At 65.4% G+C, this 18,906-nt stretch carries 18 protein-coding genes and 1 other RNA gene; 10 read left to right on the top strand and 9 right to left on the bottom strand.

Features of this window, described 5'->3' with window-relative positions; all coding sequences use genetic code 11:
- Positions 1-25: 25 nt before the first annotated feature.
- The 7 genes from IVA88_RS26525 to tkt all read right to left on the bottom strand — a co-directional run bounded on the left by IVA88_RS26525 (position 26) and on the right by tkt (position 8,642).
- Positions 26-1,126, bottom strand: a complete 1,101-nt coding sequence (locus tag IVA88_RS26525) for a tetratricopeptide repeat protein (RefSeq protein ID WP_247500095.1) — start codon at positions 1,124-1,126, stop codon at positions 26-28.
- 8 nt (positions 1,127-1,134) lie between these two features.
- The gene (locus IVA88_RS26520) at positions 1,135-1,809 is read right to left on the bottom strand and encodes a thiamine phosphate synthase (protein ID WP_247500094.1); all 675 of its coding nucleotides are present in this window, start codon (positions 1,807-1,809) and stop codon (positions 1,135-1,137) included.
- Positions 1,810-1,812: 3 nt separating this feature from the next.
- Positions 1,813-2,838, bottom strand: coding sequence for a class I fructose-bisphosphate aldolase (locus tag IVA88_RS26515; RefSeq protein WP_247500093.1), 1,026 nt, complete (start codon positions 2,836-2,838; stop codon positions 1,813-1,815).
- Positions 2,839-3,017: 179 nt separating this feature from the next.
- Positions 3,018-4,085, bottom strand: coding sequence for a class II fructose-bisphosphate aldolase (fba, locus tag IVA88_RS26510; protein ID WP_247500092.1), 1,068 nt, complete (start codon positions 4,083-4,085; stop codon positions 3,018-3,020).
- A gap of 54 nt (positions 4,086-4,139) precedes the next feature.
- Positions 4,140-5,336: a phosphoglycerate kinase gene (locus IVA88_RS26505; RefSeq protein ID WP_247500091.1), complete on the bottom strand. Its 1,197-nt coding sequence runs from the start codon at positions 5,334-5,336 to the stop codon at positions 4,140-4,142.
- Positions 5,337-5,478: 142 nt separating this feature from the next.
- Positions 5,479-6,486 carry a type I glyceraldehyde-3-phosphate dehydrogenase gene (gene gap / locus IVA88_RS26500; RefSeq protein WP_247500090.1) on the bottom strand — a complete coding sequence of 336 codons (1,008 nt, stop codon included), beginning with the start codon at positions 6,484-6,486 and terminating at the stop codon, positions 5,479-5,481.
- Between the two features lie 170 nt (positions 6,487-6,656).
- A complete protein-coding gene (gene tkt / locus IVA88_RS26495; RefSeq protein WP_247500089.1) occupies positions 6,657-8,642 on the bottom strand; it encodes a transketolase in 1,986 nt (661 codons plus the stop codon).
- A 308-nt stretch (positions 8,643-8,950) separates the two neighbouring features.
- Here tkt and IVA88_RS26490 point away from each other — a divergent pair, with 308 nt between their 5' ends.
- The 5 genes from IVA88_RS26490 to IVA88_RS26470 all read left to right on the top strand — a co-directional run bounded on the left by IVA88_RS26490 (position 8,951) and on the right by IVA88_RS26470 (position 11,463).
- Positions 8,951-9,271 carry a DUF4164 domain-containing protein gene (locus IVA88_RS26490; protein ID WP_026232773.1) on the top strand — a complete coding sequence of 107 codons (321 nt, stop codon included), beginning with the start codon at positions 8,951-8,953 and terminating at the stop codon, positions 9,269-9,271.
- Positions 9,268-9,651: a cell division protein ZapA gene (locus tag IVA88_RS26485; protein ID WP_247500088.1), complete on the top strand. Its 384-nt coding sequence runs from the start codon at positions 9,268-9,270 to the stop codon at positions 9,649-9,651. Before IVA88_RS26490 ends, IVA88_RS26485 begins: the two co-directional genes overlap by 4 nt.
- Before the next feature lie 48 nt (positions 9,652-9,699).
- Positions 9,700-9,859: non-coding RNA, 6S RNA (gene ssrS, locus IVA88_RS26480), on the top strand.
- Between the two features lie 205 nt (positions 9,860-10,064).
- Positions 10,065-10,661 (top strand): 5-formyltetrahydrofolate cyclo-ligase, encoded by a 597-nt coding sequence (locus tag IVA88_RS26475; protein ID WP_247500087.1) that lies wholly within the window; start codon positions 10,065-10,067, stop codon positions 10,659-10,661.
- Positions 10,639-11,463 (top strand): TIGR00282 family metallophosphoesterase, encoded by an 825-nt coding sequence (locus tag IVA88_RS26470; RefSeq protein WP_247500086.1) that lies wholly within the window; start codon positions 10,639-10,641, stop codon positions 11,461-11,463. The genes IVA88_RS26475 and IVA88_RS26470 overlap by 23 nt, the downstream gene beginning before the upstream one ends.
- 333 nt (positions 11,464-11,796) lie before the next feature.
- Here the strand turns inward: IVA88_RS26470 and IVA88_RS26465 are convergent, their stop codons facing one another.
- Together IVA88_RS26465 and IVA88_RS26460 are read right to left on the bottom strand one after the other, a co-directional pair.
- Positions 11,797-13,221, bottom strand: coding sequence for a methyl-accepting chemotaxis protein (locus tag IVA88_RS26465; protein ID WP_247500085.1), 1,425 nt, complete (start codon positions 13,219-13,221; stop codon positions 11,797-11,799).
- Positions 13,222-13,330: 109 nt separating this feature from the next.
- Complete coding sequence (locus IVA88_RS26460; protein ID WP_247500084.1) at positions 13,331-15,079, bottom strand: methyl-accepting chemotaxis protein; 1,749 nt, start codon at positions 15,077-15,079, stop codon at positions 13,331-13,333.
- 200 nt (positions 15,080-15,279) lie between these two features.
- Here IVA88_RS26460 and IVA88_RS26455 point away from each other — a divergent pair, with 200 nt between their 5' ends.
- From IVA88_RS26455 to ruvB, 5 genes are all read left to right on the top strand, one after another.
- On the top strand, positions 15,280-16,026 hold the full coding sequence (locus IVA88_RS26455) for a YebC/PmpR family DNA-binding transcriptional regulator (protein WP_247500083.1): 747 nt from the start codon (positions 15,280-15,282) through the stop codon (positions 16,024-16,026).
- A 70-nt stretch (positions 16,027-16,096) separates the two neighbouring features.
- The gene (gene ruvC, locus IVA88_RS26450) at positions 16,097-16,624 is read left to right on the top strand and encodes a crossover junction endodeoxyribonuclease RuvC (RefSeq protein ID WP_247500082.1); all 528 of its coding nucleotides are present in this window, start codon (positions 16,097-16,099) and stop codon (positions 16,622-16,624) included.
- The gene (gene ruvA / locus IVA88_RS26445) at positions 16,621-17,238 is read left to right on the top strand and encodes a Holliday junction branch migration protein RuvA (protein WP_247500081.1); all 618 of its coding nucleotides are present in this window, start codon (positions 16,621-16,623) and stop codon (positions 17,236-17,238) included. The genes ruvC and ruvA overlap by 4 nt, the downstream gene beginning before the upstream one ends.
- Positions 17,235-17,765, top strand: coding sequence for a hypothetical protein (locus IVA88_RS26440; protein ID WP_247500080.1), 531 nt, complete (start codon positions 17,235-17,237; stop codon positions 17,763-17,765). The genes ruvA and IVA88_RS26440 overlap by 4 nt, the downstream gene beginning before the upstream one ends.
- Positions 17,762-18,814 (top strand): Holliday junction branch migration DNA helicase RuvB, encoded by a 1,053-nt coding sequence (gene ruvB / locus IVA88_RS26435; RefSeq protein ID WP_247500079.1) that lies wholly within the window; start codon positions 17,762-17,764, stop codon positions 18,812-18,814. The genes IVA88_RS26440 and ruvB overlap by 4 nt, the downstream gene beginning before the upstream one ends.
- Positions 18,815-18,906 lie beyond the last annotated feature (92 nt).

Below are 18,906 nucleotides of genomic sequence, written 5' to 3'. Positions count from 1 at the left end.
TTGCTTCAGTTCATTCGGCGTCAAATCATTTGGTCCCGAGCCATTTCCTGGCTGCGGCCTCGGCCTTGGCCCGGTCCTCGGCCGGCAAATCGGACAATTGCTTGTCCAGCTCCGGATCGCCCTTGCCGGCGGTCTTGGCGACCAGATGCCATTTGAATCCTTCGACCTTGTCCACGGATGTCCCCATGCCGTTGATCAGGACCCAGGCCAGCCGGTTCTGCGCGATGGCGCTGCCCTGGCGGGAGGCCTTGCGGAGCAACGCGACAGCCGCCGGCTGGTTCTTCGGCGTGCCGGTGCCGTTGAACAGCGCAATCGCGTATTCGACCTCGGCATCGACATTGTCGGTCAGCGTCGCCGCCTGGAGCAGACGCACCGCCCGTTCCGGGTCCTTCGGCACGCCGGTGCCTTCCTTGTAGAAGGTCGCGAGCGCGTATTGCGCCTCGGACAGGCCGGCATCGGCCGCCTGGCGCAGCAACTCCGCGGAGCGCTTGACGTCCTGCGGCAGGGTCTGGCCGTCGAGGTAAAGCAGCGCGAGATTATAGGCGGCCCTGGGCTCGCCGAGCTTGGCGGCGGACGCCATCAGCTTCACCGCCTCGTTTTTGTCGACCGGGCCGCCGCGGCCGGACATCCTGAGCATGGCGAGCGCGAACATCGCCTCGCGGTCGCCGGCGTCGGAAGCGCGCTTGTACCATTGCAGCGCCTTGGCGTAGTCGCGCCGGATGCCCATGGCGTTGGAATAGAGCTCGCCCAGCATGGTCATCGCCTTGGCATCGCCGGCCTCGGCACGGGCGGTGGCGAGATCGAAGGCGGTCTTGTACTGGCCGCGCTGATAGGCGCCGAACACCAGATCGACGTTGGGATTGTCGGTCGGAGGTGCCGGGATCACGGTCGCGGCAGGGGGCGCCTTTGGGGAGGCCGATGGTTTGGGAGACGCTGAAGGCTTGGGCGAGGCTGAAGGTTTGGGGGCCGGCGCGGCCTCCTTCTTCTTGGCGACGGGCGGCGGCTTCGGCTTCTGTTTCTCGGCCGGCGGGCTCGGCGTTGCGGCCGGCGGCGTGATCTGCAGCTGCGCGGCCGCGGGCGCCGTCAGCAGCAGCGTGGCCAGGATGGTGATGCGCGGGAGCTTCATGTCGGGCGCTAGCCGTGCTCCTGACCTGCAAGCGCAGTCGCATGGGCCTGCTTGATCGCAGCGTCGACCTCGATCAGCGCGGCCTTGGGTCCGCGCGGATCGGCCCAGATGAAGTCGCCCACCAGCACGAAATCGGCGCCGCTGGCGGCGAATTCGTGGGCCTCTTCCAGCGACATGGCAAAGCCGACGCAGGGCGGCTCGAACAGCTCGGCCCACCAATCCAGCCGCTCGGCAATCGCCTGCGACGACGGCCGCTGGCCTTTCGTGTCGGGCTCGCCGAACAGCACGTAGTCGGCGCCCATCTCGCCCGCATCCATGGAATGGTGCCGCGTCGTCAGCCCGGCGACGCCGGCGATGCGATCGGGCTTGAGCGATGGCAACGCCTCTTTCAGCGCGGCGATGCCGGGTAGGTGCGCGCCGTCGGCGCCGCCGCGTGCGACGAGCTCAGGATGGCCGTCGACGAGCAGGGCTGCCCCCGCATTCTGCACGACCGGCGCGAGCGCCTTGATCCGCGAGATCATGGTGCGCTGATCGGTCTGTTTCAGCCGCAGCAGCACGGCCGCGACGTCGGCGGAGGCGAGCAGGGCGGGCAGCTCGGCCAGAAGCGAGACGTGATCGTCGACCACAGGTGTTGCCAGATAAAGGCGCGGCGCCGGGCGCGGCGGAGGAGATTTGTTCGACAAGATCTAGGCTGCCTTCTGTTCCAGGCTGCTTTGCCATTCGCCCCTGGAGGCGAGTCCATTCATACGCGCGCGGTGACTGAATGCGTCTTGTCCGGCCGCGACATTCTCGGCCTTGCCAGACCATGCCTTCTGCGGTGCGGCCTGGAGCGCGCGACCGTAGGAGAAGGTCAGGCCCCAGGGCAACGGGCCGAGCTTGTGCATGGCGTTGAGATGCGCGGTTGCCTCCTCGTCCGACTGGCCGCCGGAGAGGAAGGCGATGCCGGGCACCGCCGCGGGGACGCAAGCCCTGAGCAGCCGTATCGTCTTCTCCGCGACCTCCTCGACGGAAGCCTGCTTCGCGCATTTCTTGCCGGAGACGGCCATGTTCGGCTTCAGCACCATGCCCTCGAGCGCGACGCGCTGCACGCGCAATTCCTGAAACGTCTTGTTGAGCACACGGCTCGTCACCTCATAGCAGCGATCGATGTCGTGATCGCCGTCCATCAGCACTTCGGGCTCGACGATCGGCACGATCTGCGCGGCCTGGCACAGCGCTGCATAGCGCGCCAGCGCGTGGGCGTTGACGCTGATCGCGGTCATCGAGGGGATACCGCTGCCGATGTCGATCACCGCGCGCCATTTGGCGAAGCGGGCGCCGCGCTCGTAATATGTCTTCAGCCGCTCCGCGAGCTTGTCGAGCCCGACGGTGACGAGCTCGCCCGGGCACATCGGCAGGGCTTGCGTGCCCTCGTCGACCTTGATGCCGGGAATGGCGCCGCTACTCTCGATCAGCTTGACCAGGGGCGTGCCGTCCTTCGCGTCCTGCCAGATCGTCTCGTCATAGAGGATGACGCCGGAGATGTATCGGCTCATGGCGTCCTTCGCGCGGAACAGCATCTCGCGATAGTCGCGGCGGTTCTGTTCGGTTGATTCCACGCCGATCGCGTCGAAACGCTTCTTGATGGTGCCGGAGGATTCGTCGGCGGCAAGGATGCCCTTGCCGGGCGCGACCATGGCGGTCGCGATCCTGTTGAGCTCAGTCAGATTCATCGAGATGTCCTCCCAAAACGATTCTGCCCTTGCCGGTGAAAATAGACCGTTCTCGGGCAAATGCCGAGTTAACGTTCGTCGCAGGGCAAGGGGGGAGGCTTTGGCGCCGGCAGCAAGGTCGTCATCCCGGGCTCGCCGCTTGGTGGCGCCCCGGAATGACGGAGAAAGTGGGGGGTGGCTTACGCCACCTTCGGGGCGAGCTCGCCCTTGGCGTAGCGCTTGGCCATCTCGGCCGTTGTCAGCACCTTCTTGATCTTGGAGGCTTGGCCTGCGGTATTGAATTCCTGGAGCCGCTGCTTGCAGAGCTTGGTCATCGCTTCCATCGCGGGCTTCAGGTACTTGCGCGGGTCGAACTCTTCCGGATTGTCCTTGAGCACCTTCCGGATCTGGCCGGTCATCGCCATGCGGTTGTCGGTGTCGATGTTGATCTTGCGCACGCCGTGCTTGATGCCGCGCTGGATCTCGGCGACGGGCACGCCCCAGGTCGGCTTCATCTTGCCGCCATAGGCGTTGATGATGTCCTGAAGGTCCTGCGGCACCGACGAGGAGCCGTGCATGACGAGATGCATGTTCGGCAGCTTGCGGTGGATCTCCTCGATCACGTTCATGGCGAGGATGTCGCCGTCGGGCTTGCGGGTGAACTTGTAAGCACCGTGAGACGTCCCCATCGCGATCGCGAGCGCGTCGACCTGGGTCTCCTGGACGAACTTCACGGCTTCATCCGGATTGGTCAGGAGCTGGTCGTGGCTCAGCTTGCCCTCGGCGCCGTGGCCGTCTTCCTTGGCGCCCATGCCGGTCTCGAGCGAGCCGAGCACGCCGAGCTCGCCCTCGACCGAGATGCCGCCGAGATGGGCCATGTCGGTCACGGTCTTGGTGACGCCGACATTGTAGCTCCAGTCGCCGGGGGTCTTGCCGTCGGCCTTGAGCGAGCCGTCCATCATCACCGAGGTGAAGCCGGCCTGGATCGCGGTCATGCAGGTTGCCGGCTCGTTGCCGTGGTCGAGATGCACGCAGACCGGGATGTGCGGATAGATCTCGGTCACCGCGTCCATCATGTGCTTGAGCATGACGTCATTGGCGTAGGAGCGTGCACCGCGCGAGGCCTGGATGATGACGGGCGCGTCGACCTGGTTGGCCGCGTCCATGATCGCCAGCGCCTGCTCCATGTTGTTGATGTTGAAGGCCGGTACGCCGTAATCGTTCTCCGCCGCATGGTCGAGCAATTGACGTAACGTGATCCGAGCCATCTGTCTTTTTCTCCCGTTTGGGCCTTCGGGGCCCGCTAGCTATTTTCCGACTGACTACTTGACGCGCAGAACTTCGACGCCGGGCAGGGGCTTGCCTTCCATCCATTCAAGAAATGCGCCACCGGCGGTCGAGACATAGGTGAACTGGCCGGCCACATGGGCCTGGTTGAGGGCCGCGACGGTGTCGCCGCCGCCCGCGATCGAGATCAGCTTCTTGGCCTTGGTGCGCTCGGCGGCATGCTTGGCGGCGGACATCGTGCCGCGGTCGAAGGGCTGCATCTCGAAGGCACCGAGCGGTCCGTTCCAGACCAGCGTCGCCGCATCGTCGATCGCGGCATGGACACGTGCGATCGACTGCGGACCGACATCAAGGATCATGCCGTCGGCCGGGATTGCGTCGAGGCCATAGGCGTGCGACGGCGCGTTGGCCGCGAAATGATAGGCGACGGTGGCGTCGACCGGCAGGATGATGGCGCAGTTGGCGGCTTCCGCCTTCTCCATGATGCGCAGCGCGGTCGCGGCGAGATCCTTCTCGGCCAGTGACTTGCCGATCCCGACGCCCTGGGCGTGCAGGAAGGTGTTGGCCATGCCGCCGCCGATCACCAGCGCGTCAACCTTGGTCACGAGGTTTTCGAGCAGGTCAATCTTGGTCGAGACCTTTGCGCCGCCGATGATTGCGATGACGGGCTTGGTCGGTGAGCCCAGCGCCTTCTCCAGCGCAACCAGTTCGGCCTGCATGGTGCGGCCGGCATAGGCCGGCAGCTTGTGGCCGAGGCCTTCGGTTGAGGCGTGGGCGCGGTGCGCGGCCGAGAACGCGTCATTGACCCAGATGTCGCCGAGCTTGGCCAGTTGCGCGACGAAGGCGGGATCGTTCTTTTCCTCTTCCTTGTGGAAGCGGGTGTTTTCCAGACAGAGGATGTCGCCGTCCTTCAAGCCGGCAACGGCGCTGGCCGCGGCCTCGCCGATGCAGTCATCGGCGAAGGCGACTTGCTTCTTCACGACCTTGGCGAGCGCCTCGGCAACCGGCTTGAGCGAGTCCTTGGCGTCGCGCCCTTTCGGTCGGCCGAAATGCGCGAGCAGGATGACCTTGCCGCCCTTGTCCGAGATTTCGGTGATGGTCGGCGCGACGCGCTCGAGCCGCGTTGCGTCACTGACGCGCCCGTTGTCCATGGGCACGTTGAGATCGACGCGCAGCAGCACGCGCTTGCCCTTCACGTCGACGTCGTCGAGGGTGCGGAATTTGTTGGTCATCGGACACTCTCTCTTGTCCCGGGCGCACTGCGGCGCGAAGTGCCGCTGTGCAGAACCGGGACCTACGCGGGGAGACATGGGTCCCGGCTCTGCGGAGCAGCGCAAGCGCTCTGCACCGCGTCCGGGACACGAGACCTGCTACTTAGATCACCTTCGACATCGCGACGGCGGTGTCCGCCATGCGATTCGAGAAGCCCCACTCGTTGTCGTACCAGGACATCACGCGCACCAGCGTGCCGTTCTGCACCTTGGTCTGGTCCATGTGGAAGGTGGACGAGTGCGGGTCGTGGTTGAAGTCGATCGAGACGTTCGGCGCCCTGGTGTAGCCGAGGATGCCCTTGAGCTGCTGCTCGGAGGCACGCTTCATCGCCTCGTTGATTTCCTTCGGATCGGTGGCGCGCTTGGCGACGATCTTGAGGTCGACCACCGAGACGTTCGGGGTCGGCACGCGGATCGCGACGCCGTCGAGCTTGCCCTTCAGTTCCGGCAGCACGAGGCCGATCGCCTTGGCGGCGCCGGTCGAGGTCGGGATCATCGACATCGCAGCCGCGCGGCCGCGATAGAGATCCTTGTGCATGGTGTCGAGCGTCGGCTGGTCGCCGGTATAGGCGTGGATCGTGGTCATGAAGCCGGTCTCGATGCCGACGAGGTCGTTCAGCACCTTGGCGATCGGCGCAAGACAGTTGGTGGTGCAGGAGCCGTTGGAGACGACCAGATGTTCCCTGGTCAGCGTGTCGTGGTTGACGCCGTAGACGATGGTGGCGTCGGCGCCGTCGGCGGGGGCGGAGACCAGCACGCGCTTGGCGCCGGCGGTCAGATGCGCAGAGGCCTTGTCCTTCGAGGTGAAGATGCCGGTGCATTCCATCGCGATGTCGATGCCGAGATCCTTCCAGGGCAGCTTCGAGGGATCGCGCTCCGCGGTCACCTTGATCTTTGCACCGCCGAGGCTGATCGAGTCACCATCAACGGTCACGGTGCCGGGGAAACGGCCATGGACGCTGTCAAAGCGAAGCAGATGGGCGTTGGTCTCGACCGGGCCGAGGTCGTTGATCCCTACGACCTCGATGTCCTTGCGGCCGGACTCGGCGATAGCCCGCAGGATGTTACGGCCAATGCGGCCAAAACCGTTAATTCCGACGCGGACTGCCATGTTTCGTCTCCTTATGACCGTTCAATGACGGGTGTCGATAACGCCAATCATCCCGCACAACGCGCTTAGCGCGCCTGCGAGGGTTTTTTTAGGGCGGACGCCCGGTTCGGCCGGGCGGTGCTTGATCATATGAGGAGTTACGTAATCCTTTTTTTTGGCAAGCTCAACTCTCAGGAAACGCGCTTCAGCACGGCGTTAACCGCAGCCTCGGCGGTAATGCCGAAATGCTTGTAAAGCTCCTTCGCCGGCCCGCTCTCGCCGAAGGAATGCATGCCGATGAAGTCGCCGTCCTGGCCGATCACGGCATCCCAGCCCCAGCGCACCGCGGCCTCGATCGCGACCTTCACCGGCGCGTTGCCGATGATGGCGGCCCGCTTCGCCTCTGGTTGCGCTAACAACAGCTCGAGCGAGGGCACCGAGACCACCCGCGACGGGATGCCGCGCTCCGTGAGCTGCTTCTGCGCCGCGACCGCGATCTCGACCTCGGAGCCGGACGCAAACAGCGTCGCCTTGGCTTCGCCCTGGGCGGCCACCAGCTCGTAGGCGCCCTGAGCGCAAGGGCTCTCGTTCGGCGCGGTGGTGCGGAGCTGCGGCAGGTTCTGCCGCGTCAGCGCCAGCACGGTCGGGCCGTCGATGCGGTTCAGCGCGAGTTCCCAGCACTCGGCGACCTCGACGGAATCGCAGGGGCGGAACACGCGCATGTTCGGGATGGCGCGAAGCGCGGCGAGATGCTCGACCGGCTGATGGGTCGGGCCGTCTTCGCCGAGGCCGATGGAGTCGTGCGTCATCACATAGACGACGCCGGCGCCCATCAATGCGGCAAGGCGCATTGCCGGCCGCGCGTAGTCGGTGAACACCAGGAACGTCGCGCCGTTCGGCGCAAAACCGCCGTGCAGGAAGATGCCGTTCATCGCCGCGGCCATGCCGTGCTCGCGGATGCCGTAATGGATGAAGCGGCCTTTCGGCGTCTTGGCGGAGAAAGCGGTTGCCGACTTCGCCTTGTTGTTGTTGGAGCCGGTGAGGTCGGCCGAGCCCGCGAGGAATTCCATCGGCATGGCGCCGGCAATGACTTCGATTACGGCTTCCGAGGATTTGCGGGTGGCCGCAGTCATCGGCTTTTCCAGCAGCTCCTTCTTGTAGGCGCGCACTGCTTTCGCCAGCGAGGCCGGACGCTCGTGGCGCACGCGGCGCTCGAACTCGGCGCGCTTGCGGCCGCCGAGTTCACCGAGCCGGCCTTCCCATTCTTGGCGCGCCACAGCACCGCGGCTGCCGGCTTCACGCCAGGCCCTCAGCACGTCGTCGGGCACCGCGAACGGCTCGAGCGAGATGCCGAGGTTTTCCTTGGCGGCCTTGAGCTCCTCGGCGCCGAGCGCTTCGCCATGGACCTTCGACGTGCCGGCCTTGTGCGGCGCGCCGAAACCGATGGTGGTGCGGCAGGCGATCAGCGTCGGCTTATTCGACTTCTGCGCCCGCGTGATCGCGGCAGCGATTGCAGCCTGGTCGTGGCCGTCGATCTTCTCGGCGGCCCAGCCCGCCGACTTGAAACGCTTCACCTGGTCCACGGAATCGGAGATCGAGGTCGGGCCGTCGATCGAGATGCCGTTGTCGTCGTAGAGCACGATCAGCTTGTTGAGCTTCCAGTGCCCGGCCATCGCGATCGCTTCCTGCGACACGCCTTCCATCAGGTCGCCGTCCGAGGCGAGCACATAGGTATGGTGATCGACGATCTTCTTGCCGAACTCGGCGGCGAGCATCTTTTCGGCGAGCGCCATGCCGACGGCGGTCGAGATGCCCTGGCCGAGCGGGCCCGTGGTGGTCTCGATGCCCTTGGTGCGGAAATTCTCCGGGTGGCCCGGGGTCAGCGAGTCGACCTGGCGGAATTGCTTGATCTGGTCCAGCGTCATGTCGGAATTGCCGGTCAGATACAGCAGCGCATACAGCAGCATCGAGCCGTGGCCGGCCGAGAGCACGAAGCGGTCGCGGTCAGGCCATGCGGGCGCCGCCGCATCGAATTTCAGGAACTGCGTGAACAGCACCGTGGCCATGTCGGCGGCGCCCATCGGCAAGCCGGGATGGCCGGACTTCGCCTTCTCGACGGCGTCCATTGCGAGGCCGCGGATCGCGTTGGCCATACGGCCGTGATCGACTTGCGTCATGTCTGAAATCCGTCTGAAATGAGGCGCTTGGCGGCGGAGCGGGCCGCATGGAAGGAGCCTGGCGGCACTGAAGGTCGGGGCTGAAATAGCACCTCGGTTCCGGGAGTCCAAGGCAATCAAACGTCGGTTTGGCCGTAAAAGTTGCTTAGCAGTGCATAGTTTCGCGGCGGCGTTGCGCTTCCCTAGCTTGCCACGTAAATTTCTGCTTCTAACCGCTTGCCGAACCGAGTCTTTTGCCGGACGGCAAGCCCCACGAAAAGCCCAAGGAAAAGCCCACGGGCAAGGCCACAGGTTCCGCCGCTGACCGCATGAACGATCGCGTATCCAACAGCTCTGCCATGACGGAGTCCTCGGCCGTCGAGATCGAGATCGCGACCCGCAGGCTCATGGCGGCGCTCGACTCGCTCGAAAGCGCGGTGGAGCGGCGGCGCGACGCCGACCGCGACGAGAACGAGCTCGCGGCGCGAATCCAGGCGCTGGGCGCGGACCGCTCGCGGCTTGCCGACGAGCTCGACGGGGCGCTGGTGAAGGCGCGCAAGCTCGAGCGCTCCAGCCGCGAGATCTCCGACCGGCTGGATTCCGCGATCGTCACGATACGCTCGGTGCTCGATACCGGAGAGGACGGATGAGCCACATCAACGTCACCATCAACGGCCGGCAATACCGCATGGCCTGCGAGGAGGGCCAGGAGGTGCGGCTGCTCAAGCTCGCCGAGAGCCTGGAGACGCGGATTCAGTCGCTGCGCGGAAAATTCGGCGAGATCGGTGATGCGAGGCTCACCGTGATGGCGGCGCTGACCGTCTGCGACGAGCTGGTCGACGCCGGCAACCGCATCCGTACCATGGAGCAGGAGCTGACCGAATTGCGGGATTTCCGCAACGCCGCCGTCGAGCGCGCCCGGTTGACCCAGACCGCGGTCGTCAACGCACTGAACGCCGCCGCCGATCGCATCGAGAAGTCGACCCAGGTCCTGAACCGGACCGTCGGCAACGGGATTGCGATCGGCTGACCCTTCACCGGGCTGGTGATTCGTCAGCATCGTTGTTACATTGCAGAAGCGAGGCTGCGACGCGCGTCAGGAGCCATAATCCCCGGGGCCTTATCGATCCTTTAGGGAACTGTCCCTGGCCGGGCCCGTGGGCTCGGACATATGGTGCCCACCTACTTTCGTAGGGAACTCCGGGATCGAGTGCTTCAACGGCGTTCGCGGCTTCGCACTTTTTGTTTGCTTGGTTTGTCCTTGTTGAAATGACTGCGGCCAGTTCAACAGGTGTCATGCCCCCGAGTGCGCATTTGCGCACGGGGGGGCATCCAGTACGCCGCTGCTTTTGTGTGAATCACCACCGCCTCTGGAATGCGGGATCACCCGCTCCCATGCGCGAGGGCGCACAAGGCGGGTGATGACGTGGGGGACCAAAGCGCATGTCGAATTCGAAAGCCGAACTCCGTACCAAAGCCCTCGCGGCCCGCGATGCGCTGAGCGAAAGGAAACGCACCGCCGCCGCCGCCAAGCTCGCCAACCGCGGGCTGCCGTTCCAGCTCCTGTCGGGCAGCATCGTCTCCGGCTATTCGCCGATCCGCAGCGAGATCGATCCGATACCGCTGATGAAGAAGCTCGCCGAGGAGGGCGCCAGGCTCGCGCTGCCTTGCGTCACCGCGCGCGGCCAGTCGCTGATCTTCCGCATCTTCCATCCGAACGATCGCCTGATGCTCGGACCGCTTGGCATTCCCGAGCCGTCGCCCGGGGCCGCCGAAGTCATCCCTGACATCATGCTGACGCCGCTCGCTGCCTTCGATCGTCTCGGCCATCGCATCGGCTATGGCGCGGGGCACTACGACCACACCTTCGCGCATCTGCGGAAAACCAAGAACATCATCGGCATCGGGCTCGCGTTTGCAGCCCAGGAGATCAAGGCGGTTCCGGCACTATCCCACGACGTCGCGCTGGATTATGTGCTAACGGAATCCGACGTATTCGATTTCCGGAGTTCTGAAGTTGCGCATTCTCTTCGTGGGTGATGTGGTCGGCCGTAGCGGCCGCAACGCCATCGCCGAATATCTGCCCGGCATGGTCAAGGACTGGTCGCTCGATTTCGTCGTCGTCAATGGCGAGAATTCCGCCGGCGGCTTTGGTATCACGGAAGCGATCTATCAGGAGTTTCTCGACGCAGGCGCGGACGCGGTGACGCTCGGCAACCATTCCTGGGACCAGCGCGAAGCGCTTGTTTTCATCGAGCGCGCCGAGCGCCTGGTGCGGCCGGCGAACTATCCGCGCGGTACGCCCGGTCGCGGCGCCGCGTTGGTCGAGACCAAGAACGGCAAGCACGCGCTCGTCGTCAACGCGCTCGGCCGCGTCTTCATGACCCCGTTCGACGATCCCTTCGCAGCGCTGGAGCGCGAGCTCGGCGCCTGCCCGCTCGGCGTTGCCGCGGACGCCATCGTGGTCGATTTCCATTGCGAGGCGAGCAGCGAGAAACAGGGCATCGGCTTCTTCTGCGACGGCCGCGCCAGCCTCGTCGTCGGCACCCACACCCATGTGCCGACCGCCGACCACCAGATCCTGTCGGGCGGCACCGCCTACATGACAGATGCCGGCATGACCGGCGACTACGATTCCATCATCGGCATGCAGAAGGAAGAGCCGCTGCGCAGGTTCACCTCGGGAATCCCGTCAGGCCGCTTCGAGCCCGCGGCGGGCGCCGCGACGCTGAGCGGCGTCGCGGTGGAGACGGATGACACGACGGGACTCGCACTGCGGATTGCACCGGTGCGCGCGGGCGGGCGGCTGGAGCCGACGACGCCGAAATTCTGGTTGAGCTGAGCAGCGCCGCGCCACACTGAGTGTCGTCCCGGCCTTCGCCGCGGACGACCCTGCAGGGGCGCTGTGATTTCTGAATATTAGCAGTATGCGCCTGTTTTGCCCGACGGTTCAACTGTTGGTCGCATCGGTATGCGCCCGGCAGGCGAAGCACCTATCCCGGTCGGGAGAGGCGAAGCGTGGACAGCCGATCGCGTCTGATTTCATCTCGGGTCAGGCGCCCATGCCTAAGCCCTTGATTCCACTCGCCCCGGCTACTGTGCATGGGGTTGTTTTCGAGCTTTTTTGATTCAGGGACGCCAGAGCGCCGTCGCGGCAGGCGCGTCGCGACGATCGTCAGCTCTGCCGGAAGCCCATCCGGAAGGCGCCCCAGTGCTTGCTGCGGATCATGATCGGTGACGACAGATCCTTCATCAGCACGAATTGCCCGCCGCCCATGTCGCGGCGATAGGTCTGGAGCAGGAACGGCTTGGTGTTGGCCGCGACCTTCTGCACCGCGCGATCGGTGAACAGGCGGCGGTTGCGGCAATTCGCATTATTCCAGACCGGGTCCTTGCCCTGCGGCAGGCGGTAGTTCGGGTTGTGCGTCGGCAGATAGCCGCCCTTGGCCCAGGCCACGCAGAACACGATGCGGGGATCGGATTTCTGGATCGGGTCCTGGATCGCCGGCAGCACGCGGTCGGTGAACTCGACATAGTCAGTGTTGTACTGCTTGGGATCGGTGCCGGGGATTTCCCGGTAGTTCTCGTCCATGAACCGGGCGAGCGTCATCTCGCCGCGGTCGATCGCGGCTTCGAACTCGTTCGAGATTCGCTTTGCGGTCTCGACGACGATTCGGATCAGCGGCGCATCCGAGGTCTCGACGCCGCTGTCGGCGATCAGGGCGATCAGTCCTTCGGACGTGTCGAGCAGTTTGGTCACGCGCTGATCGGCGTTCTTGAGATCGCGCGAGGAGAGGTCGACGCCCCTGGCGAGCTCGTTGAGCTCGCTGATGACCGTGTCGCAGTGTCCGAGATTGGAGGTCGCCGCGCGCGTGACGCTGCCGATCTCCGCTTCCACGGAGGCGAAGCCCTGCTGGACCCGCGAGATGATGCCGGAGATCTGCTGGGCGCCCTCGCCGGCAGTCTTTGCGCGCTGCGAAGCGTCGCTGCTCTCCCCGATCAGGCCTTCGATCTGACCGTCGAGATCGCGCACGGTGTCGGAGATCTGGTGCGTGGCCTGACGGGTGGCCTCCGCGAGGTTCTTGACCTCGCTTGCGACCACCGCGAAGCCGCGCCCGGCATCGCCCGCGCGTGCCGCCTCGATGGTGGCATTGAGCGCGAGCAGATTGGTCTGCTTCGCGATCGCCTCGATCGAGCCGGACACCTTTGCCACCTGCGCCAGCGCCGAGCCGACGGCGCTCAAGCGCGCCTCGATGCGTTCGACGGCTGCGACGAGTTCGGAAATGTGGTTGACCGCAGTGTCGACGGCATTGCGCGACTGCGCGATCTCGCCGACCGCCGCCGACGTGGTCGTTTGCACCGCCTGTGACGCATTGGCGATGTCGTGGTTGGCCGAGACCATCGTCTCGGCGGTTTCCTGGAGATGATGAAACCGTTCCGACTGGCTCGCGACGCGGCTCGCGACTTCCTGGACGTTGCCGGCGATGTCGGCGAGCTCCACGCCGAGGCCGCCGATGCGGTCCGCGAGCTGGTCGATCAGGTGTTCGGCGAGCGCTCGGTTGGAGCCGGTGTCCAGTACTGCAAGTTGTACGACGGACATGTCTTGAGAGTCCTCCAGTCAGAGCCGTTCGCCGGCTCTCCGCGGCATTCCCATTCCAATTCCTGTCTTAAGAGGTGATTCGCGCTTTGATGTCTTGCCTGAGCGCGCACTAGAGCTTGTAGGCCGTCCTGAATCCGCCCCAGTGCCGGCCTTGCACGCGGATCGGGACGTCGATCTCGCGCATCATCACCGTATTCCCATTGCCCATGTCGCGCGCATAGCTCTGGACCAGGTACGAGCGCAGGTTGTGCGCGGCGGCCAACCCCGCCGGATCGTTGAAGATCCGCCGGTTGCGGCTGTTGGCCGTGTTCCAGGCGGCATCGCCCGGCCGCTGTGGATGCGAATAGATCTTGTTGTGCACCGGCAGGAAGCCGTTGCGATCGACCATGGCGCAGAACGCCATGCGCGGGTCCTTTGCCAGAAAGGCTTCCTGGAACGGCGGCAGCGCGCGGTCGGCCCAGTCCAGATATCTGGTGCGGTATTGCTGCGGATTGGTTCCGGCGATTTCGGCATAATCAGTGTCGAAGAGGTCGTCGATCCCGATATCGCGGCGTGCAACTGCCTGCTCGAAGATCCCGGTCAGCGCGTTACCCGCCTCCATGGCGCGGGTGACGAACTCCGTGTTTTCTTCGTGGATGGACCAGAGCCGGTCCTCGATCTTCTCTTTGAGCGCGGCGTCGGGGTTGACGAATTGCGCGCGGGCCCCGGCCTTGGATTGCTCGACCACGCGCAGCCGGCAGGCCCCGACGTGTTCGAGGATGCCTTCGATCGTTGCTTGCGATGCAAGCCGGCCCGCGTCTGCGCCGCCGATCAGCACGCCGTCCATCGATATCTCGTAGACCGGCAGCACCCCGCGGGCGGTTTCGAGCTTGAGATGGCAGGGCAGCCGCTCGGTCTTGCGGCGGTCGTCATGCTCGCTCTGGCGCAGCAGCACGGCGCAGCGCGATTTCAGTTTCTGTGCGAAGGCTGTCACGGCCTTGCCTGCGCTCGCGACATTCTCGCCGTGGCTTTCGGCCGCCTTGGTCGCAGCATCGATCTCGGCTGCGCTTTCGCCGACCGAGATGATGAACTCGGACGCACTTGTCGCGTTGCCGGAGACTTCGCTGGTGGTGGCGTTCTGTTCGGCGACCGCGCCGTTGACGGTCTCGAAGACCGGGCGGATGGCCTCGATCGCCTGCGAGATACGGTGCACCGCATCCGCGGAGCCGGCGGCGTCGCGCTGGAGCGCGTCGATCTTTTTGGTGATCTCCTCCGTCGCGCCTTGGGTCTGCACCGCCAGTGCCTTGACCTCGGTGGCGACGACCGCAAAGCCTCTTCCCGCAGCGCCGGCGCGCGCGGCCTCGATGGTCGAGTTGAGCGCGAGCAGCGTCGTCTGCCGCGCGATCTGTGCGATCAGATTGACGACGTTGCCGATGGCGGCCGAGGATTCGCGCAAGCGATCGACATTGGCGCGGGCTTCCTGCGCCGCGGCGCTGGCCTCATCGGCGAGCTTGCCGGCCTCGCGAACCTGCGCCCCGATGCCCAGCGCCGACTGGGTGAATTTGTCGGCGGCATGGGCGAAGGTGGAGGCGTTCGATTGCGCGGCGTTGGTCCGGCCGGTCAGGGCGTCGGTGCGGTCGCGAATGGCGGCAAGCGTCGTGGCGGTCGCCTCGGCGCCGCCGGCCACCGAATTGGCGGCGCGCTCGAGCTGGCGAATCATGGCGCCGAGCTCAAGTTCCAGCAGTTCCAGGATTTCCTTGGCGGAATCGCCTTCGGCGGCGGCGGCAGGCTCGGAATTGGCCACCTGCTGCGCAGCCTGCGGGGCTGCCGCAGTTGCGGCCATGTCCGGCAGACGCTTCCGAAATAGTCCGAACGCCATCAGGTCTCTCTTGTCGGGGGACGGTCGGGCGCTATTTTCGCAGGCTGGAATGAAATCAGGGTTAACGGTGCCTGCCATCTAGGCACGACCCAGTACGGTGTTACCTTAAAGTCGTAGAGCCTCTTTCTTTCCGGTGGGGTGGCGGCCTATAAGGCCGCGCTTCCCACGCTCACCTTGGCGCTCCCTAGAGAAGATCACGCATGGCCGGACATTCCCAATTCAAGAACATCATGCACCGCAAGGGGCGGCAGGATGCCCAGAAGTCGAAACTGTTCGGCAAGCTGGCGCGGGAAATCACCGTCGCGGCCAAGCTGGGGACGCCCGACCCCAACATGAACCCGCGCCTGCGTGCGGCCATCATCGCGGCGCGCCAGGAGAACATGCCGAAGGACAATATCGAGCGCGCCGTCAAGAAGGCGCTCGGCAGTGACGGCGAGAACTACGACGAGATCCGCTACGAGGGTTACGGCCCCGGCGGCGTCGCCGTCATCGTCGAGGCGCTGACCGACAATCGCAACCGCGCCGCTTCCGACATCCGCTCCTTCTTCACCAAGTCCGGCGGCAATCTAGGCGAAACCGGCTCGGTCTCCTTCATGTTCGACCGCACCGGCATCATCGAATACGACCGCGGCGTCGCCTCCGACGATGCGGTGCTGGATGCAGCGATCGAGGCCGGCGCAGACGACGTGGTATCGAGTGAAGGCGGCCACGAGATCTACGCCTCGACCGAAGGCTATCGCGACGTTGCCAAGGCGCTGGAAGTCAAGTTCGGAGAGCCGCGCAAGGCCGCGCTGATCTGGAAGCCGCAGAACACGATCGCGGTCGACGACGAGACCGGCGAGAAGTTGTTGAAGCTGATGGACCTGCTCAACGAGCACGACGACGTCCAGCACGTCTACGCCAATTTCGAGGTATCGGACGCGTTGATGGCGAAGATGGGCGGGTAGGGGCCACTTCCCCTGTTACTTCCGTTCTGTTTCTGTTTCCCCCACGGCGGCCAGCCGCTATCACTGGCCCATGACGACGCTCCCGATTCGTGGCCCCGTTCGCATCATCGGCATCGACCCTGGCCTGCGCCGCACCGGTTGGGGCGTGATCGAGGCCGAGGGCAACCGCCTGATCTACGTCGCCTGCGGCTCGGTGGAGCCGCCGGACGATTTGCCGCTGGCGAGCCGGCTGCTCGCGATCCATGAGGGGCTCGCCGCCGTCCTGTCCGGTCACAAGCCGATGGAAGCCGCGGTCGAGCAGACTTTCGTCAACAAGGATGGCGTCGCGACGCTGAAGCTCGGCCAGGCCCGCGGCGTTGCCATGCTCGCGCCCGCGATGTTCGGCATCAGTGTCGCCGAATACGCACCGAACCAGGTGAAGAAGACGGTGGTCGGCGCCGGCCATGCCGACAAGCATCAGATCGCGATGATGCTCAAGATTTTGCTGCCCAAAGCCGATCCGCCGTCCGCGGACGCCGCCGACGCGCTCGCCATCGCCATCACCCACGCCCATCATCGCCAGAGCACGGCGCTCAGGTTGAAGGTGGCGGGGTTATGATCGGCAAGCTCAAGGGCCTGATCGATTCCTACGGTGAGGATTTCGTCATTCTCGACGTCGGCGGTGTCGGTTATCAGGTGCATTGCTCGACGCGCACACTGCAGCATCTGCCGTCGCCGGGCGAGGCCGCCGTGCTGTCGATCGAGACCTATGTGCGCGAGGACCAGATCAAGCTGTTCGGCTTCCGCACCGACCAGGAACGCGAATGGTTTCGCCTGCTCCAGACGGTGCAGGGCGTCGGCGCCAAGGTCGCGCTCGCCGTGCTCGGCACGCTGGCTCCTTCCGATCTCGCCAACGCCATCGCATTGCGCGACAAGGCTGCGGTGGCGCGCACGCCGGGCGTCGGCCCCAAGGTCGCCGAGCGCATCGTTACCGAGTTGAAGGACAAGGCGCCGGCCTTCTCCAATGTCGATCCGGCCGTCGTGCACCTCGCCGGCGCCATCGACGACCAGCGCGCGCCGCGGCCGGTGGCGGATGCGATCTCCGCGCTGGTCAATCTCGGCTACGGCCAGCCGCAGGCCGCCGCGGCGATTGCATCGGCCTCGCGTAGCGCGGGCGAGAGCGCCGAGACCGCGCAGCTCATTCGCCTAGGTCTGAAGGAGCTGTCGAAGTGAGCGCGGTCCGCGCCCATCCCGTCGCCGTTCTTTTTCGTCGCCTTTCGCGGGTAGCCGGTATCGTCGTGATCTTCTCTGTTGTCGGGCCGCTGACGATCGCCGCGCTGGTTTCGGTGACGGTGACGGCGCTCGGTGCCGCGGTGCTGCAGCTGTTTCTTGCGCTCCTCGAGCTGGAGGCGCTGCGCGCCCTGGTTTCGATCGCAATCGTGCTGCTGGCCATTGCCACGATGCTCGCCTCGTTCCTTCCCGCAGTCGCCGCCGGCTTGATATTCGCGCTGGCCGCGGTCTACGCCGATCTCAACATGATCTGGATGGCTTGGCTTGCCGCGGCCGTGGCGGCCGTCGGTTTCGTTGTGTTTGGCATGTTCGTTGTTCCCTCCGAAACCTCGGCGGTGATCTTGCCGACTGTCGGTTCCGCGCCTGAAGCGCTGAAGCTTTCCGCCATGCTCGCCATCGTCGCCGTCATCCCGGCCAGCCTGTGCTGGTGGCTCGCGAAACCGCTGCACCGTGTTATTCTGCGCGCATGAACACTCCCCCCCGCATGGTCACGCCCGAGCGCCGCAGCGATGATGTCGGCGACACCGCGCTTCGCCCGCAATCGCTGTCCGACTTCGTCGGCCAGCAGCAGGCGCGCAAGAACCTCTCGATCTTCATCGAGGCGGCGCGCAAGCGCGGCGAGGCGCTGGATCACGTGCTGTTCGTAGGTCCCCCGGGACTCGGCAAGACCACGCTGGCGCAGATCGTGGCCAAGGAACTCGGCGTCGGCTTTCGCGCCACATCGGGCCCGGTGATCGCCAAGGCTGGCGATCTTGCCGCGCTGCTCACCAATCTCGAAGAGCGCGATGTGCTGTTCATCGACGAGATCCATCGCCTCAGCCCCGCTGTGGAAGAGGTGCTCTATCCCGCGATGGAGGATTTTCAGCTCGACCTCATCATCGGGGAGGGACCGGCGGCGCGCTCGGTCAAGATCGAGCTGTCGAAATTCACCCTCGTCGGCGCCACCACGCGCGCCGGCCTGCTCACCAATCCGTTGCGCGACCGCTTCGGCATTCCGGTCCGGTTGAATTTCTACACGATCGAAGAGCTCGAGAGCATCGTCACCCGTGGCGCCCGCGTGCTCAATGTCAGCATGAGCGTGGACGGCGCCAACGAGATCGCGCGCCGCGCCCGCGGCACGCCGCGCATCGCCGGCCGCCTGTTGCGCCGCGTGCGCGATTTTGCCTCGGCGGCCGATGCCGACAAGATCGATCGCAACATTGCCGATCACGCGCTGAGCGCGCTCGAGGTCGACGCCGCTGGCCTCGACGCAATGGACCGCCGCTACCTCACGACCATCGCGCAGAACTATGGCGGCGGTCCGGTCGGCGTCGAGACGATGGCCGCCGCTCTGTCCGAACCGCGCGATGCGATCGAAGACATTATCGAGCCCTATCTGATCCAGTGCGGCTATCTGCAGCGCACCCCGCGCGGCCGCCTGCTCACCTCGCATGCCTTCCGGCATCTCGGCATCAGCGAGCCCTCGCGCGATGCGGCGGCACAGTTCGGCCTGTTCGGCACAGACGAGAGCGACGACTGACCTGCACCATGCTGGGTGCCCGGGCCGTCATGAATTTTCGGTAATTTTGTGCAGAGGGTCTGCACAAACACACCCCATTTCCGCTCCAATCG

Origin of the sequence: Bradyrhizobium sp. 149 (assembly GCF_023073915.1) — a bacterium.
In the GTDB taxonomy this organism is placed as follows: domain Bacteria; phylum Pseudomonadota; class Alphaproteobacteria; order Rhizobiales; family Xanthobacteraceae; genus Bradyrhizobium.
This window is presented reverse-complemented; position numbering and strand designations above follow the sequence as displayed.

Bases quoted from the DNA above. Each gene is read 5' to 3' on its own strand.
- IVA88_RS26465 (WP_247500085.1), bottom strand. From the start codon at position 13,221: ATGTCCGTCGTACAACTTGCAGTACTGGACACCGGCTCCAACCGAGCG.
- IVA88_RS26475 (WP_247500087.1), top strand. From the start codon at position 10,065: ATGTCGAATTCGAAAGCCGAACTCCGTACCAAAGCCCTCGCGGCCCGC.
- ruvA (WP_247500081.1), top strand. From the start codon at position 16,621: ATGATCGGCAAGCTCAAGGGCCTGATCGATTCCTACGGTGAGGATTTC.
- IVA88_RS26525 (WP_247500095.1), bottom strand. From the start codon at position 1,126: ATGAAGCTCCCGCGCATCACCATCCTGGCCACGCTGCTGCTGACGGCG.
- IVA88_RS26515 (WP_247500093.1), bottom strand. From the start codon at position 2,838: ATGAATCTGACTGAGCTCAACAGGATCGCGACCGCCATGGTCGCGCCC.
- IVA88_RS26505 (WP_247500091.1), bottom strand. From the start codon at position 5,336: ATGACCAACAAATTCCGCACCCTCGACGACGTCGACGTGAAGGGCAAG.
- ruvC (WP_247500082.1), top strand. From the start codon at position 16,097: ATGACGACGCTCCCGATTCGTGGCCCCGTTCGCATCATCGGCATCGAC.
- ruvB (WP_247500079.1), top strand. From the start codon at position 17,762: ATGAACACTCCCCCCCGCATGGTCACGCCCGAGCGCCGCAGCGATGAT.
- IVA88_RS26485 (WP_247500088.1), top strand. From the start codon at position 9,268: ATGAGCCACATCAACGTCACCATCAACGGCCGGCAATACCGCATGGCC.
- IVA88_RS26460 (WP_247500084.1), bottom strand. From the start codon at position 15,079: ATGGCGTTCGGACTATTTCGGAAGCGTCTGCCGGACATGGCCGCAACT.
- IVA88_RS26490 (WP_026232773.1), top strand. From the start codon at position 8,951: ATGAACGATCGCGTATCCAACAGCTCTGCCATGACGGAGTCCTCGGCC.
- fba (WP_247500092.1), bottom strand. From the start codon at position 4,085: ATGGCTCGGATCACGTTACGTCAATTGCTCGACCATGCGGCGGAGAAC.
- IVA88_RS26455 (WP_247500083.1), top strand. From the start codon at position 15,280: ATGGCCGGACATTCCCAATTCAAGAACATCATGCACCGCAAGGGGCGG.
- tkt (WP_247500089.1), bottom strand. From the start codon at position 8,642: ATGACGCAAGTCGATCACGGCCGTATGGCCAACGCGATCCGCGGCCTC.
- gap (WP_247500090.1), bottom strand. From the start codon at position 6,486: ATGGCAGTCCGCGTCGGAATTAACGGTTTTGGCCGCATTGGCCGTAAC.